The 15312-nt window shown below is 67.0% G+C and carries 12 protein-coding genes; 9 read left to right on the top strand and 3 right to left on the bottom strand.

Translation table 11 applies throughout. The features are described from left to right. The first annotated feature begins 61 nt into the window (after nucleotides 1–61). From IFT89_RS02615 to IFT89_RS02595, 5 genes are all read left to right on the top strand, one after another. Nucleotides 62–1216 carry a tyramine oxidase subunit B gene (locus IFT89_RS02615; protein WP_307783395.1) on the top strand — a complete coding sequence of 385 codons (1155 nt, stop codon included), beginning with the start codon at nucleotides 62–64 and terminating at the stop codon, nucleotides 1214–1216. Nucleotides 1217–1309: 93 nt separating this feature from the next. Next, nucleotides 1310–2569 (top strand): ammonium transporter, encoded by a 1260-nt coding sequence (locus IFT89_RS02610; protein ID WP_086473388.1) that lies wholly within the window; start codon nucleotides 1310–1312, stop codon nucleotides 2567–2569. Then, the gene (locus tag IFT89_RS02605; protein ID WP_202938133.1) at nucleotides 2566–3720 is read left to right on the top strand and encodes an FAD-dependent oxidoreductase; all 1155 of its coding nucleotides are present in this window, start codon (nucleotides 2566–2568) and stop codon (nucleotides 3718–3720) included. Before IFT89_RS02610 ends, IFT89_RS02605 begins: the two co-directional genes overlap by 4 nt. Beyond that, nucleotides 3717–4949, top strand: a complete 1233-nt coding sequence (locus IFT89_RS02600) for an allantoate amidohydrolase (RefSeq protein ID WP_202938132.1) — start codon at nucleotides 3717–3719, stop codon at nucleotides 4947–4949. The genes IFT89_RS02605 and IFT89_RS02600 overlap by 4 nt, the downstream gene beginning before the upstream one ends. Nucleotides 4950–5031: 82 nt before the next feature. Further along, nucleotides 5032–5697 (top strand): HAD family hydrolase, encoded by a 666-nt coding sequence (locus IFT89_RS02595; RefSeq protein ID WP_202938131.1) that lies wholly within the window; start codon nucleotides 5032–5034, stop codon nucleotides 5695–5697. A 78-nt stretch (nucleotides 5698–5775) separates the two neighbouring features. On the opposite strand, the gene IFT89_RS02590 is transcribed toward IFT89_RS02595, so the two are convergent. The 3 genes from IFT89_RS02590 to IFT89_RS02580 all read right to left on the bottom strand — a co-directional run bounded on the left by IFT89_RS02590 (nucleotide 5776) and on the right by IFT89_RS02580 (nucleotide 10210). Beyond that, nucleotides 5776–6258 (bottom strand): DUF4396 domain-containing protein, encoded by a 483-nt coding sequence (locus tag IFT89_RS02590; protein ID WP_202938130.1) that lies wholly within the window; start codon nucleotides 6256–6258, stop codon nucleotides 5776–5778. Between the two features lie 93 nt (nucleotides 6259–6351). Next, nucleotides 6352–7248: an esterase/lipase family protein gene (locus IFT89_RS02585; protein WP_202938129.1), complete on the bottom strand. Its 897-nt coding sequence runs from the start codon at nucleotides 7246–7248 to the stop codon at nucleotides 6352–6354. A gap of 1765 nt (nucleotides 7249–9013) precedes the next feature. After that, nucleotides 9014–10210 (bottom strand): ROK family protein, encoded by a 1197-nt coding sequence (locus tag IFT89_RS02580; protein ID WP_202938128.1) that lies wholly within the window; start codon nucleotides 10208–10210, stop codon nucleotides 9014–9016. A gap of 225 nt (nucleotides 10211–10435) precedes the next feature. Here IFT89_RS02580 and IFT89_RS02575 point away from each other — a divergent pair, with 225 nt between their 5' ends. The 4 genes from IFT89_RS02575 to IFT89_RS02560 all read left to right on the top strand — a co-directional run bounded on the left by IFT89_RS02575 (nucleotide 10436) and on the right by IFT89_RS02560 (nucleotide 15301). Then, complete coding sequence (locus IFT89_RS02575; protein WP_202938127.1) at nucleotides 10436–11734, top strand: ABC transporter substrate-binding protein; 1299 nt, start codon at nucleotides 10436–10438, stop codon at nucleotides 11732–11734. Then, on the top strand, nucleotides 11731–12642 hold the full coding sequence (locus IFT89_RS02570; protein WP_079002413.1) for a carbohydrate ABC transporter permease: 912 nt from the start codon (nucleotides 11731–11733) through the stop codon (nucleotides 12640–12642). Before IFT89_RS02575 ends, IFT89_RS02570 begins: the two co-directional genes overlap by 4 nt. Continuing rightward, nucleotides 12642–13535: a carbohydrate ABC transporter permease gene (locus tag IFT89_RS02565; protein ID WP_064293707.1), complete on the top strand. Its 894-nt coding sequence runs from the start codon at nucleotides 12642–12644 to the stop codon at nucleotides 13533–13535. Before IFT89_RS02570 ends, IFT89_RS02565 begins: the two co-directional genes overlap by 1 nt. Before the next feature lie 65 nt (nucleotides 13536–13600). Further along, entirely contained in the window at nucleotides 13601–15301 is a 1701-nt protein-coding gene (locus IFT89_RS02560; RefSeq protein WP_202938126.1) for a glycoside hydrolase family 13 protein, read from the top strand. Nucleotides 15302–15312 lie beyond the last annotated feature (11 nt).

Here is a 15312-nt window from a genome sequence, read left to right as displayed (position 1 = left end):
GACCAGGACGATCGCGACCGTGTTCGCTGAGGACCACACACCCCGACCTGGAGGACCACCCGTGACCGCAGACGCTTCCCCGAACACCCGGATCGACATGCTCTACCTGAGCGAACCGGAGGTCATCGCCGCCGGCATGAAGGACATGGCCCACTGCATGGAGGTCATGGAGGAGGTGTTGGTGCTCGTCGCGAAGGGTGACTACCGGATGGCCGGCCCGACCGCCAACTCGCACGGAGCACCGATCGGGTTCCCCGCCACTTCACCGTTCCCCGGCATGCCGCTGGACGCCGCCGACCGTCGGTTCATGGCGATGCCCGCCTACCTCGGCGGACGCTTCGACACCGCCGGCGTCAAGTGGTACGGCTCGAACGTCGACAACCGCGAGCGAGGCCTCCCGCGCTCCATCCACCTCATCGTGCTCAACGACAAGGACACCGGTGCGCCCTACGCGATCATGTCCGGCAACCTCGAGAGCGCCTACCGCACCGCTGCCGTGCCGGGAGCCGCCGCGAAGCTCCTGGCGCCGGTGGACGCCAAGTCGCTCGGCATCATCGGGCCCGGCGCCATGAACAAGAGCGCCCTGCACGCCATGACCACCGCCCGTCCCTCGCTCGACACCATCCGCATCCACGGGCGCCGACGGTCGACGTCCGAGGCGTTCGCCGACTACGTCCGCGAGCACTACCCGCAGTTCACGACGATCGAGATCGCCGAGACGGTCGAGGCCGCCGTGCGTGACTCGGACATCGTCTCCGAAGCCGTCACCGGCCTGGTCGGCTCGGAGAATTACCCGTTCATCGACGGCGACTGGATCAAGCCGGGCGCCTTCCTGAGCCTGCCCGCGAACCTGCGCATGGACAAGGAGTACACCCTCTCCGGCAAGGCCCGCCTCATCGCCGACGCGAAGAAGATCTACGAGGCGTGGGCCGAGGAGTACCCGGCGCCGTCACACGAGACCGCGTTCGGGATGATCGGCCTCTACTGGCAGGACCTCATCGGGACCGGCGAACTCGACGAGTCCCGCGTGGTCAACATCGGAGACGTCTTCGACGGGAGCGCCGTCGGGCGCGAGTTCCCCGAGCAGCCGGTGCTCTTCAGCGTCGGTGGGATGGGCGTCGAGGACGTCGCCTGGGCGAAGACGATCTACGAGAACGCCGTCGAGCAGGGGATTGGCACGAAGCTCAACCTCTGGGAAGCCCCAGACCTGGCCTGACCGCCGACCGGCACCGAGCACCGACACCTGTTCCACCCGAACCCGACGCCGCGGCCGTCCGGCCGCTGTGCACCTCGAACGATGGAGTGATTTGTGGACGCTGGAAACGTCGCCTGGATCCTGACGAGCTCGGCGCTCGTCGCCCTCATGATCCCGGCCCTGGCTCTGTTCTACGGCGGGATGGTCTCGTCCCGCCGCATCCTCAACATGATGATCATGTGCTTCGGCGGGGCCAGCCTCGTCGCGCTGCTCTGGGTGGCCTTCGGGTACTCGCTCGTCTTCGGTGACTCCGTCGGCGGGCTCGGACTCATCGGGAACCCGTTCGAGTTCGCAGGGCTCGACCAGGCACTCGTCGACGACCCCGATGCCGGCATTCCCCTCGCACTCTTCGCGGCGTTCCAACTGCTGTTCGCCGGAGTGACGACGGCGCTCGTCGCCGGTGCCGCCGCCGGTCGCATGAAGTACGGCGCGTGGTTGTTGTTCGCCGGGCTCTGGGCGACGCTCGTGTACTTCCCGGTCGCGCACTGGGTGTTCGCCTTCTCGAACGACACGGCGACCGGTGGATGGATCGCGAACACCCTCGGTGCCGTCGACTTCGCGGGCGGGACGGCCGTGCACATGAACGCCGGCGTCGCGGCGCTCGCACTGGCCCTCGTGCTCGGGAAGAGCAAGGACTGGGGCGGCAAGCTCCGTCCCCACAACCGCCCGCTCGTCCTCGTCGGCGCCGGGTTGCTCTGGATCGGTTGGTACGGCTTCAACGCCGGTTCAGCGCTCGCAGCCGGTAATGCGGCGAGCGTCGTGTTCCTCAACACCACCGTCGCCGCCTGTGCCGGGCTCATCGGCTGGTCCATCGTCGATCGACTCCGCCACGGAGCGGTCACGAGCCTCGGCAGCGCATCGGGGATCATCGCCGCCCTCGTGGCGATCACCCCCGCCTGCGGCGCCGTCTCGCCCATCGGTGCGATCATCATCGGGGCCATCGCGGGCGTCGTCTGCTGCCTCGCCATCGAGTGGAAGTTCCGGCTCGGGTTCGATGACTCCCTCGACGTCGTCGGGGTCCACCTCGTCGGGGGCATCATCGGGACGCTCCTCATCGGAGTGTTCGCGACGGATGCGGCTCCGAACGGACGCTCCGGTCTGCTGTACGGCGGCGGATTCGAACTGCTCGGCGTGCAGACGATCGCGACCGTCGCGGTCCTCGCCTATTCGTTCATCGTCACCTGGGTGATCGCGAAGCTGATTCAGATCACCATCGGTCTGCGGATCCCCGAGGAGCACGAGGTCGCCGGGATCGACGAGCACGCGCACGCCGAGCGCGCCTACGAGGACGAAGACCTGGAAGCACGCGCATGACGAGCGTCATCGTCGTCGGAGCCGGGCTCGCAGGTGCTGCGGCGGCCTGGCGCCTCGCCCAGGCCGGGCACGACGTCACCGTCCTCGAGCGGAGTCGCCCGGCCAACGAGTGGGGATCGTCCCACGGATCGGCCCGGATCTTCCGCTACGCCTACCCGGAGGCGTCCTACACCCGTCTCGTCCTCGCGGCGGCGTCAGGGTGGGACGAGCTCGGCCTGGAACACGGGCGTCCACTGATCACGCAGACGGGGGCGCTCGACTTCGGGACGACCCGCCGCCCGGAGCACCTCGCGTCAGTGCTGGCGGAGCACGGCATCGATCACGAGCTGCTCTCCCGAGACGAAGCCAGAGCCCGTTGGGACATCGGCTTCGACACGCCCACTCTGTGGCATCCGGGAGCCGGCGTCATCGACGCGGAGCGGGCGGTGATGGCGATGCTCGAATCCGCCGTCCGCGCCGGGGCCACGGTCCTGAACGATCAGCCGGTCGAGCGGGTCGCGCGGACTGCCACCGGATACCGGGTGCTCGGGTCTCGGGGGAGGGCGTTCGATGCGGAGCAGGTGGTCGTCGCAGCCGGCGGCTGGCTTCCGGACCTCCTCGGCGAGCTCGCGCTGCCGGGCGGGTTCCTCGATGCGTTCCCGGCCCTCGAGGTCCGACAGGAGCAGGCGTACCACTTCCCGTACCGGGACCGACTTGGCATCGACGCGGAAGACCCGGCACGATCGGGAGCCGTGTGGCCCACCTTCATCCACAAGTCCGAGCGGATGCAGGTCTACGGGCTCCCCGGAGGGCGCGACGCCGACTGGCGTGGTCAGAAGGTCGCCGAGTACAACGGTGGCAGGCGCATCCCCTCGGCCGCCGATCATGACGGCGTCGTCGACGCCGCCAACCGCCGACGGGTCGTCGCCTACGTCCGCGAGTTCCTCCCGAGCCTCGTCCCGGAACCGTATGCCGAGACGACCTGCCTGTTCACGAACACCCCGACGGAGGACTTCGTCATCGACAGGGTCGACGGGATCACGGTCCTGGCGCCCTGCTCCGGCCACGGTGCCAAGTTCGCCCCGCTCATCGGCGAATACGCCCTCGCGCTGATCGAGGGCCGAGACGTTGTGCCGGCGATGTTCCGGCCGAGCCTGGCAGCGGTCCGGTGACCCGCGACACCGTGGTCTCGCTCCTGGACGAGATCGCGGGGATCGGTCGGGACCACCGTCGGGGAGGGTACTCGAGGCCCGTCTACTCCACCGCCGAACTCGAGCTGCGGGAGTGGTTCGTCGGTCAGGCCGAGCGCCGCGGCCTCGACGTGGACATCGACGGCAACGGGGTCATCCGCGCCTGGTGGCATGTGCCGTCACGTTCGACGACGGGTGCGGTGGTCACCGGGAGCCATCTCGACTCGGTACCGGGCGGTGGCGCCTACGACGGACCACTCGGGGTCGCATCGGCGCTGATCGCGATCGACCACCTGCGCTCGCGAGGCTTCGAGCCGACCAAGCCGATCGTCGTCGCGGTCTTCCCGGAGGAGGAGGGCTCGCGCTTCGGCGTCGCATGCCTCGGCTCGCGGCTCCTCACCGGTGCGATCAGTCCGGATCGGGCGCTGGCCCTGCGCGACGTGGAGGGGGACACGTTCGCCGAGGTCCTCGCACGCAATGGTGTCGATCCGCGGGGTGTTGGTCCAGATCCGGCCGGGCTCGGAGCGATCGACGCGTTCGTCGAGCTCCACGTCGAGCAGGGGCGGGCGCTGGTCGACCTCGATCGCCCGGTCGCGATCGGCTCGAGCATCCTCGGGCATGGACGGTGGCGGGTGTCGATCCGCGGTGAGGGGAACCATGCGGGGACGACGCTCATGCAGGATCGACGGGACCCGCTCGTCGCGGCTGCGCGGATGATCACCGAGATCCGCACGATCGGGCGGGCCACGCCGGACGCTCGGGCGACCGTCGGTCGGGTGCTCCCGTTGCCGGGAGGCACGAACGTGATCGCGTCGAGCGTGGACTTCTGGATCGACGTCCGTCATCCTGACGACGTCGTGACCGCCGCGATCGTGGCGGGGATCACCGAACGCTTGTCGCTCGTCGCAGCGGAGGAGGGATGCGAGGCCGCGATCACCGAGGAGTCGTTCAGCGCCACGACCGACTTCGACCCGTTCCTCCGCGGGCGCCTCGAACGGATGCTGCCGGAGGCGCCTGTGCTCGGTACCGGAGCGGGGCACGACGCCGGAGTGCTCGCGTCGCACGTGCCGACCGCGATGCTCTTCGTCCGCAACCCGACCGGCGTCTCCCATTCGCCGGAGGAGTACGCCGAGGACGCCGATGCTGAGGCCGGTGCCGTGGCACTCGCAGACGTCCTGCAGGGACTGGCGGTCGGCGTCGGGCCCACCTGAGCGGGGGAGCCACCGGCCTCGTCGGATCCGACCGCTGTCGGCCGATCGTGTGAGACTCGACCTCGTGCACGAGAACGTATCCATGACCATCGACGCGGTGTGCTGGGACTGGAACGGCACGCTCCTCGACGATGTCGAGGTGGCGCTTGCCGCGATGAACACCGTCCTCCGGCAGCGGGGTCTTGCCGAGATATCCGACCAGGAGGCGTATCGGGCCGTGTTCGGCTTCCCCATCCGGGCTTTCTACGCCCGGCTCGGTGTCGATGCAGCCGACTTCCTGGAGGCGGCCGACGAATATCTCGCGCTGTTCGCCGCCGGCGTGGGAGCGGCGTCGCTCCAACCGCAGGCCCGCGCCACCCTTGCGGCGATCGACGCGCTCGGCGTCGAGCAGGTCCTCATCTCGGCGACCCCAGAGGTCACCCTCGAGCGTCAGCTGGCTCCCCACTCGCTGCACGGCCATTTCGCACACGTCCACGGCATCACCGATGTCTATGCGGCGTCGAAGGAGCATGTCGTGACCGCGTGGTTGGAGGACTCGGGCCATGATCCCCGGCGGGTGTTGATGGTCGGCGACACCAATCACGACGAGGAGATCGCCGAAGCGCTCCAGGTGCGGTTCCTGCGATTCGACGGTGGTCACCAGGACGCGCCTTCGCATCGACGTCACCCGGTCATCAGCAGCCTCGGCGAGATCGTCGGCAGTCTCACCCCGTCGCCGGAGGCACTGCGAGACCTCCGCCGACGATGAAGCAGGCGGGCCCCGCCGACGACAACGCGCCGTCCGAACGACAGTCGCAGACCGCGAGGTCGGAGGCCCATCATGGCCTCAGTGGTGGAGTCCGTGGACGACGGCGTGCCCCTTGCCGCGGCTGATCAACCAACGGTTGACCGGTGTGGTGACCATGAAGGCCAGGGCGAGAGCGGCGACCAGGGAGCCCCAGAAGAGGCCGCTGGTGAGGCCGGCGTCCATCGCTCCGGGGATGGCGAGCATCGCGGTGTTGTCGATGATCTCCATGACCGCGATCGACACGGTGTCCGCGGCCAGCGCGACACCGATGGCGGCGCGCCAGGACAGGCCCGCGCGGAGCACGCCGCGCATCGTGAGCGCGTAGCCGAAGACGAAGGCCAGTGCGATCGAGAGCACCACGGTCCCGAGATTGTGCAGTCCGAGACCGGTGCCGATCACCATGCCCAGCACCTCGCCGATGGCACAACCGGTGAGGCAGTGGAGGGTGGCGGTGGCGGCCATCCGCCAGGAGGTCGCGTTGTCGGATGCTTGGCCGTGGTTGTGGTGGGTGTGGTCGCTCATGAGCACTCCTTCGGTTCGTTCAGCAAGCCGAACGATACCCCTCCGGGGTATATTCCAAAGCGCTGGTCCGCTTGCACGGACATCGACGCCGACTCAGGATGTGAGCGCCTCGTCGATCACGGAGAAGACCTCGGGATCCCAGGTGAGCGCGCGCTCCCACGGGAGGTCGAAGGCGTCGGCGAAGAAGATGCTGTGGACGTCCTCCTCGGAGGAGTGGCGGACCACGAGGGGGAGCACGTCGACCGGGACGTCATCGGCTCGGGCACTTCGCAGTGCCACCAGACCGTCGTGCGGCCACAGCTGTCGCGGCTCGACCGCCGTGTGGAAGTGGCCCGCCCCGATGGCGGTGACGGCGAGGTCGTCGAGGAACCCGGCCTGTGTCGTGTTCCACTCGTGCAGGAACCGGCGTGAGACCTCGTCGGCAGCGCCCTGTGAGTTCTCGGCGGCATAGCCGCTCGACCCCTCGAGGATCGTCGTGGTCCCCTCGTCACCGTGGGCGTCGTGGACCGAGACCTCGCCGGTGAGTACATCGCCGAGGAGCGATCCCTCCCACGGCGTGCCGAGGGTGACGAGCCGGCCGATCGACGGCCCGGAGCCGCGCAGTTCTCGGATTGCGGCACGAGAGAAGAGACCGCCCATGGAGTGGGCGACGATGTCGACGCTCGCGAAACCGTGTTCGTCGGACAGCCACCGCAGGAACGCGGCCAGGCTGGCTCCGCCGGCGTCGATCCCACCGACGGCGTTGACGGTCACCTCGGCGGGCAGCACGATCGGGACATCGGCGAACCCCTGCCAACCCGTGTCCTCGTGCACCTCCCCGGCACCGATGCGTGCCGGTGCGGTGAAGACCGGGATCGCCCGCCCGAGCAGGTGCGCTCTCAGCGCGGTGAGGGTGTTCCCGGCGGCGAGGCCGGAGCCGGCGGCATGGTCCGGACCCGTGAACGGGGTCACGGCCGCACCCCCTGACACGAGGATGATCGCATCGGCCATGGTGCTCCTTCCGGCTGGCTACGACGTCAGCGTACTGGTCGGGCGAGGTCGATACGCAGCGCGTTGTGACGCTCCAGAAGAGAGGGCCAACGCTGTTCGACAGAGACTTCTCCGATTCCGTCAGGGCAAATAGGAGCCTCCGTTCCGCGGGCATCGACGGGCGGCGTGGCGACAAGACGTGGTGACCCTACTCGTTCAGCATGATGCCGACCGTTCACCATTCGCGGTCGCCCAGCCTCTCCCATCGTCGCGGGAGCTACGGGCTGGGCTCATGCAGGTCTCATTGGACAGAGAGGTGCATTCAGTGCGAGATGACACACGCCCCCCGAAGAGCTGTTCCTCCCGAGGGTGCTATGGAGACGCCTACTTCCTGATAGGTCGTGGACCCTGGGCGACACCAAGTGCAACTCCGCCTGCTCTTCATTGCCGTGTATTCGGTTCGGTGCGCTTGATTCCTCTGTCCTCCGGCGCTGATCATTAGCAGTTGTTGAGACGCGCGACTGATTTCCTTCCAAACCGTGTCGTGAGCGGCATTTGCGGAAGCATGATGCGGGGCGGAGCTTGCGCGGAGGGTCCGGATGAGCTTGCTGAGTCCGAGTGGGCCGGAGTGCTTAAGCCACTCGCCGTCAGTATCACTCCAGATGATCGATCCACCCTTCGGTGAGAGTGGTCCGTTCCAGAGAAGAGTGCACAAGGCTCGGCGATTCTGAACGGTTATCCGTGTCAGTGCGTACGTGAATGGGAGACCGGCAGGGACCTGAACGGCTAGAGCGTGCGGAGCCTCGAATGCGTTCGCGAGGGTAACGTTTCCCGGATCCCCCTCAAGGTTCCATCCTCTATTCGAGCTCATCAAGGCGAGGTCAATGGAGAAATACCTGATATACACCGAACTATTGAGTGCCGCTTTGAGAATGGAAATTAGCGTCCTAGCGCGAAACCTGACTCGTTTGATGATTTCAGCCAAGTCACTGGCGCCGTACCAGCCCGCCGAGGCAGGCCGAATACTGTTAAGTGAAAACCCTTGCTGCGGCCTTGCTCCTGAAAGATCCCACGATCGAAGGTTCTGTTCAGCCTGAGCGAGAGTCACCGCGAGTGGTGGAGCGCCGCCGTCGGTCGCCGTCTGCTGAAGCAGTCTGGCGATCGATAACTCAAGATCCCGGACGTCTACCGTCCCGAAACCAGCGGAGAGTGAGGTGCCGGGCGCAGTATTGGCGATCTGTCGCACGAGTAGCGCCCATTCGGCGGGAACCCACAGCTCGCGGAGGCTCTTTTTCGCTCCGTTGATGAGTTCGACAGCTCCCCGAACATGATCCGAGTCGTCGTGGCTCAGGATCAAGATCTGGGGATTGAATGAAGCTGCGTGACGCCCTATCGAAGCGGCCCCTCCGGCATCGATCGCCACTACCTTGGAATCCGAGGTTCGTGTCCAGATGAAACACTCCCCATGGCCTGGACCTGGAGAAGGGCCGACGATCGCTCGTAGCTTGTTCATCGTCGGTCTACCTTCTCCTTGTTGCGGGTCGCAGGTGCTCATTGACAGCCACCCCGGTGACCAGCGGCCGACCAAATCATTAGACAAGAATGCTCAGTCTAAGAGGAGCTTAGTCCCAAGAGACATTTGCGCGTGATCGACACCCTAACTATGGGACACCCATCTTGCGCCTTCGCGAGTACAGAGAGGGTCTTAGTTTTTGATGACGATATCAACGATGGTAGGGAAATCGACAAAACGCGCAATGTGCCGCATGGATTGCTCGTTTGAGCTCTAGTGCGCGAGGTCGATCCGCAGTGCGTTGCGACGCACGTCGTCGATCGCGGTCGCGACCGCACCCTGCGCCACCATGTCGGCACCGAGTTCCGACGCGACGAGCAGGGGAGGTTCCGCGCTCATGTAGCCGGGGATGCGCTCCGACGCGACCTCGAGCAGCTGCGACATCGACGGAGCGATCCCGCCGGCGAACACGATGCGCTCCACGTCGAGCAACCCGCCCAGGATGGCGCTCATCCGCGCGATGCGATCACCCATCCGGCGCACCAGATCGAGTGCGACCGTGTCGCCCTGATCCGCCGCAGCGAGGACCGACTGCGCATCCACCTGCGCGACCGGTACGCGGCTGAGCGGGCTGCTTTCCGGAAGCCCGCCGCTCTCGCGATACTCGCGACCCCAGTCGCGCAGGAGCGCGGCGATGCCTCGCGACGAACCGACGCCGTCGACGAGGTCGAGGAGGTGCAGCTCGCCCGCCCGGCCGCGACCGCGGACGAGACGACCGTCGACGACGTATCCGGCTCCGAGCCGCTCACCGGTGACCACCGTGATGTAGGAGTCGACACCGACGCCGGCGCCGATCGCGCCCTCGGCGACGGCGGCGAGGTTCGCGTCGTTGTCGGTGACGACCGCGCAGCCGTGGTCGCGGATGCGCTCACCGAGCCAAGGGTTCATCCGATCCCAGAAAACGTTGCCCTCGGGTGATCGCCCGAGCGCGTCGATGGGGGCCGGGACGCCGAGCACGATGCAGAGCGGCGGCTTCGGTCCGCACTGTCGCAGGACCTCGTCGATCGCCGCGTCGACGGCGTCGACCCGCGCCTCAGCGGTGGCCGCCGGATCGACGGTGTGGTGCGACCTCGCGAGTTCCCGACCGCGCAGGTCTGCAGCGATGGCGGTGATGGAGTGGGCTCCGGCGTCGACACCGACGACGATCCCGGCGTCGATGCGCAGCTCGTAGCGTCGGGCGGGGCGACCTTTCCGATAGGCGGCACCAGCCTGACGTGCGTCATCGAGCTCCGTCAGCCAACCCAGTCCGATGAGTTCGTCGGAGAGCGTGATCGCCGTCGATCGTGACAACCCGGTGGCGGTGATGACGTCGGCCGCGGTGAACGCGGACGTCGCCCAGGCGTGATCGAGGACGGCGGTGATGCTGGAGGAGCGCGGCTCCGATGCCCGCTCCGTCGTCGTCGCTTCCATGACCGACAACGATATCCACGATCCGAGGGCCCGCGTGGACACCGTGCCGCGGAGGCACTGCACCGTGCGCAGAACCGTGAACGATCACGGTGTCCGACCCGTGGATGTCGTGATGGAACCGGTGCTTGACCAGACGTCGAACGGATGGCAGAGTTTCCGTCATCAGTTGATTTACTCTCTGTATTTAGTCAGCGGATCCATCGAGGGCTCCGCGGAAGGACAATGATGTCGAACCCACTGAAACGCGCGATACGCGCCACGGCCGGAGTGGCGGGTGTGGCGCTCCTGGCCAGCGTCCTCGTCGGTTGCTCGAGTGATGGCCGGGAGACCATCCACTTCACGTTCAGCAAGCGTGAGGCGTTCACCTTCATGAACCAGGCCGTCGCGGACTACAACGCCTCGCAGCAGCAGTACGAGGTCGTCATGGACACCTCGGGGCCCGATCCGCTCGCGGCGAGCTTCGTCCGTGGCAACCCGCCGGACCTCATGCTCTCGAACTACAACCACGAGGTGTCGCGTTTCGTCGAACGGTGCGCGCTCTCCGACCTGTCCGACACGACAGCGGCGGCGTCCATCCGCGACGACCTCCAGCCGTTGCTCGACCAGTACGGCGTCTGCGAGGGACGCACGAGCGCGCTGCCCTACTCGGTGATGGCCGCTTCCGTCATCTACAACAAGACGATCTTCGCCGAGTACGGCCTCGAGGTGCCGACGACGTGGAGTGAACTCATCGCCGTCTCCGACACGCTGAAGGCGGCCGGCGTGGCGCCGTTCTACGCGACGTTCGCCGATGCCTGGACCGCCAACCAGGGCTGGTTCGACTACTCGGTCGGTGGCGCCGTCGACATCCCGGACTTCTACGACCGGCTCGCGGAGGAAGGCACCGAGGTGGGACCGGATGCTCCGGTCTCGTTCGAGAAGGACTTCCTGGAGCCCATCGAGAAGATGCAGCTGCTCGCCAAGGAGTACACGCAGGCTGATGCGCCGAGTCGCACCTACGACGCCGGCAACGTCGCCTTCGCCGAGGGCAAGGGCGCCATGTACCTGCAGGGCCCGTGGGCGTTCAGCCAGATCGCACTCACCGCACCGGATCTCGACCTCGGGACCTTCCCGCTGCCGATGACCGAAGACCCGAAGGACCTCAAGGTCCGGGTGAACCTCGACCTCGTCACCATCATCCCCGAGGAGGCGAAGAACCCCGAGGGTGCCCGCGACTTCCTCGAGTACCTCTTCCAGCCGGAGGTCATCCAGGCCTACAACGAGTCGCAGCTCGGGTTCGTCCCGACGGACGACGGCACGGCTCCCGACGACCCGCGCGTCGCGGGCATGATCCCGTACTACGACGCCGGCGCGTTCTACCAGGGGCCGGGCGTGCTCAACCCCCGCGCCATCCCGACCGAGAACTACGCGCAGTCGCTGGTCCTCGGCACCAACGCGGCGTCGATGCTCCGCACCATGGACGCGGACTGGGCACGCCTCGCGTTCCGACAGCCGCCCGTCACGAGCAAGGAGGGTTCCGAATGAGCGCCACCACATCGATCGTGACCGGGGGCAACCCGAAGGTCCGACGCAGCACCAAACGGGTCGAGCCGATCTACTACTTCTTCCTGTTCCCGGCCGTCATCCTGTTCACCCTTGCGATCACGCTTCCCGGCGTCGTCGGCATCTTCTTCAGCTTCACCGACTCCATCGGGATCGGCGACTGGGAGTTCATCGGCTTCACGAACTACATCGCCGCGTTCAGCGATCCGGCCATCCTCACGAGCTTCCTCTTCACCTTCGGGTTCTCGCTCGTGACGGTCATCGCGGTGAACGTCATCGCGTTCCTGCTCGCGGTCGGCCTGACCGCGAAGATCCGCTTCAAGATGGGGCTCCGCGGGATCTTCGTCATCCCGATGGTCATCTCGGGCATCATCATCGCCTACGTGTTCCAGTTCCTCTTCATGAACTCGGTACCGGCCGCCGGCTCGGCGCTCGGGATCCCGTTCCTCGAGACGAGCATCCTCTCCAACCCGGACCTGGCCTGGCTCGGCATCGTGATCGTGACGGCCTGGCAGTCGATCCCGGGCACGCTGCTCATCTACATCGCAGGCCTCCTCGCGGTCCCCGGTGACGTCTACGAGGCGGCGTCGCTCGACGGCGCGAACAAGCGCCAGCAGCTGCTGCGGATCACCCTGCCGCTGGTGATGGGATACGTCGTGATCAACGTGATCCTCGGCTTCAAGAACTACCTGAACGCCTACGACATCATCGTCGGTCTGACCAACGGTGGCCCGGGCACCTCCACCCGGAGCATCTCGATGACGATCATCCGCGGGTTCCAGACGGGTGACTACGCCTACCAGATGGCCACGGCCACCCTGTTCTTCATCATCACGATCATCATCGCCCTCGTGCAACTCTCGGCGACGCGCGGAAGGAACGCACTCTGATGGCTACGCCAACCGTGCTCAGCACCCAGTCCATCACCACGGCGAACGCCACCCCGAAGCAGCGGACGAGGGGAGAGCGGGTGAGCTGGTCGACGACGATCATCCTGCTGCTCTGCGCAGTGACCGTCCTCCTGCCGCTCTACGTGACGATCTCGATGGCGTTCAAGACCGACACCCAGTCGGTCGACGGCAACGCCTTCTCGCTCCCGGCACCGTTCAGCATCGACGGTTTCGTCCAGGCCTGGACGCTCACGAAGTTCCCGGTCGGCTTCGCGATGTCGCTCCTCGTCACCGCAGGGACCGTGGTCGCGACGATCATCCTGGCCTCCTTCGCCGCGTACGCCATCGTGCGCAACTGGGATCGCCGACTGTTCCGCTTCTCGTTCTTCTACCTGCTCGCCGCGATGTTCATCCCGTTCCCGGTCGTCGCACTGCCGCAGATCCAGCTGACCGGTCGGGTCGGACTCGACAACCCGTTCGGGGTGATCATCCTCGCCACGATGTTCCAGCTGAGCTTCAGCGTGCTGCTGTTCACGGCGTTCCTGCGATCGATCCCGATCGAACTCGAGGAGAGTGCGCGCATCGACGGTGCGAGCACCTGGCAGACATTCTGGAAGCTGATCTTCCCGCTCCTGGCTCCCATGAGTGCCACCGTCGGCATCTTCGCGTTCCTCTACGCCTGGAACGACTTCATGATGCCGTCGCTCATCATCTCGGACGCGGGACTGCAGACCCTCCCGGTGCGACAGAACCTCTTCCAGACCCAGTTCAGCAGCAACTACAACGTCGCCTTCGCCTCGTACCTGATGGCGATGGCCCCCGCGATCATCGCCTACCTGTTCGCGCAGCGTTGGGTGATGTCGGGCGTCACCCAGGGTGCCGTCAAGGGGTGACCCGCCCGACCGACCGCCCGACACCGGATCCATCCACCATCAGAGAGACCGAGGACCACGCCGTCATGACCGACGCACTACTCGTCGACACCGACACCGAGTCCGCCGACGCCGGGCGGACGGCCGCCGCCAGCTGGTGGCGTCAGGCCGCCGTGTACCAGATCTACCCGCGGAGCTTCGCCGACGCGGACGGGGACGGTCTCGGCGACCTGCCGGGCATCCGCTCGCGGGTCGACTACCTCACGGACCTCGGGATCGACGCGATCTGGCTCAGTCCGTTCTATCCCTCGGCGCTGGCCGACGGCGGGTACGACGTCGCGGACTACCGCGACGTCGACCCGCGGCTCGGCACGCTGGAGGACTTCGACGAGCTGATCGCCGCCCTGCACGACCGCGGGATCCGGGTCATCGTCGACATCGTGCCGAACCACACCTCGGATCTGCACGAGTGGTTCCAGGAGGCGCTCGCCGCCGGCCGCGGGTCGGCGGCTCGCGACCGGTACGTCTTCCGCGAGGGGAAGGGCGCATCGGGGGAGGAACCGCCCACCGACTGGGAGTCGGTCTTCGGTGGCCCCGCCTGGGAGCGGGTCGAGGACGGCCAGTGGTACTTCCACAACTTCGCCACCGAGCAGCCGGACCTCAACTGGGACCACCCCGAGGTCCGCGCCGACTTCCTGAAGACGCTGCGGTTCTGGTCGGATCGGGGCGTGGACGGCTTCCGGATCGACGTCGCGCACATGCTCACGAAAGACCTCACCGAACCGCTGCCGAGTCGTGCTGAACTGGAACTGATGCCGCAGGATGGCAACCATCCGCTCCTCGACCGCGACGACGTGCACGAGGTGTACGCCGAGTGGCGGCGGGTGTTCGAGGAGTACGACCCGCCGCGCACCGCGGTCGCCGAAGCGTGGGTGAGTTCGCCGGAGCGTCGTGCCAAGTACGCCTCGGCGGAGGGGCTCGGCCAGGCCTTCAACTTCGATCTGCTCGAGGCGGACTTCGATGCCGCCGAGTTCCGCACGGTCATCACCGACAACCTGGCACAGGCGGCGGAGACGGGGTCGTCGACGACCTGGGTGCTGTCCAACCACGATGTGACCCGTCACGCCACACGGTACGGACTCCCGCCCCTGGCCGGACGACCGGTGAAGCAAGGCACCGAATGGGTCGCGGCGGGTGGTCCCGAGGCTGACATCGATCGCGACCAGGGGCTCAGGCGCGCCAGGGCGGCGACCCTCCTGCTCCTCGGGCTTCCCGGCAGCACCTACCTCTACCAGGGGGAGGAGCTCGGCCTGCAGGAGGTCGCCGCGATCACGGCGGAGCAGCGCCAGGATCCCGCGTTCTTCCGCGGTGGCGAGTACGACGGGCTGGGTCGCGACGGTTGCCGAGTGCCGCTGCCGTGGTCAGCGGACCGACCGGCCTTCGGCTTCGGAGGTGCGGTCGCGCACTTGCCGCAACCGGCCTGGTTCGCCGAGTACGCGGTCGATGTGGAGGCTGCAGATCCGACCTCGACGCTCTCGCTCTACCGCGAGGCGCTCCGACTGCGGAGGCTGCTCCAGACCGAGGAGCACCTCGAGTGGGTCGAGACGGGGCGGGCGGACGTCATCCGGTTCGTGCGGCCGAACGGTTGGCAGGTCCTGACCAACTTCGGCACTGAGCCGTTCCCGCTCGAAGCGGAGCACGATGCCGTCGTCCTGGGCGCCCTCCAAGCCGGCGCGGTTCCGGGGGAGTCCACCGTGTGGATCGCGCCGGTCGGCCTGCTGGGGTGATGGTGGCCGTG

Source organism: Plantibacter sp. CFBP 13570 (assembly GCF_014841395.1).
In the GTDB taxonomy this organism is placed as follows: domain Bacteria; phylum Actinomycetota; class Actinomycetes; order Actinomycetales; family Microbacteriaceae; genus Plantibacter; species Plantibacter auratus.
Note: the sequence above shows the minus strand (reverse complement) of the source record. Positions and strands in the feature narration are given on the sequence as shown.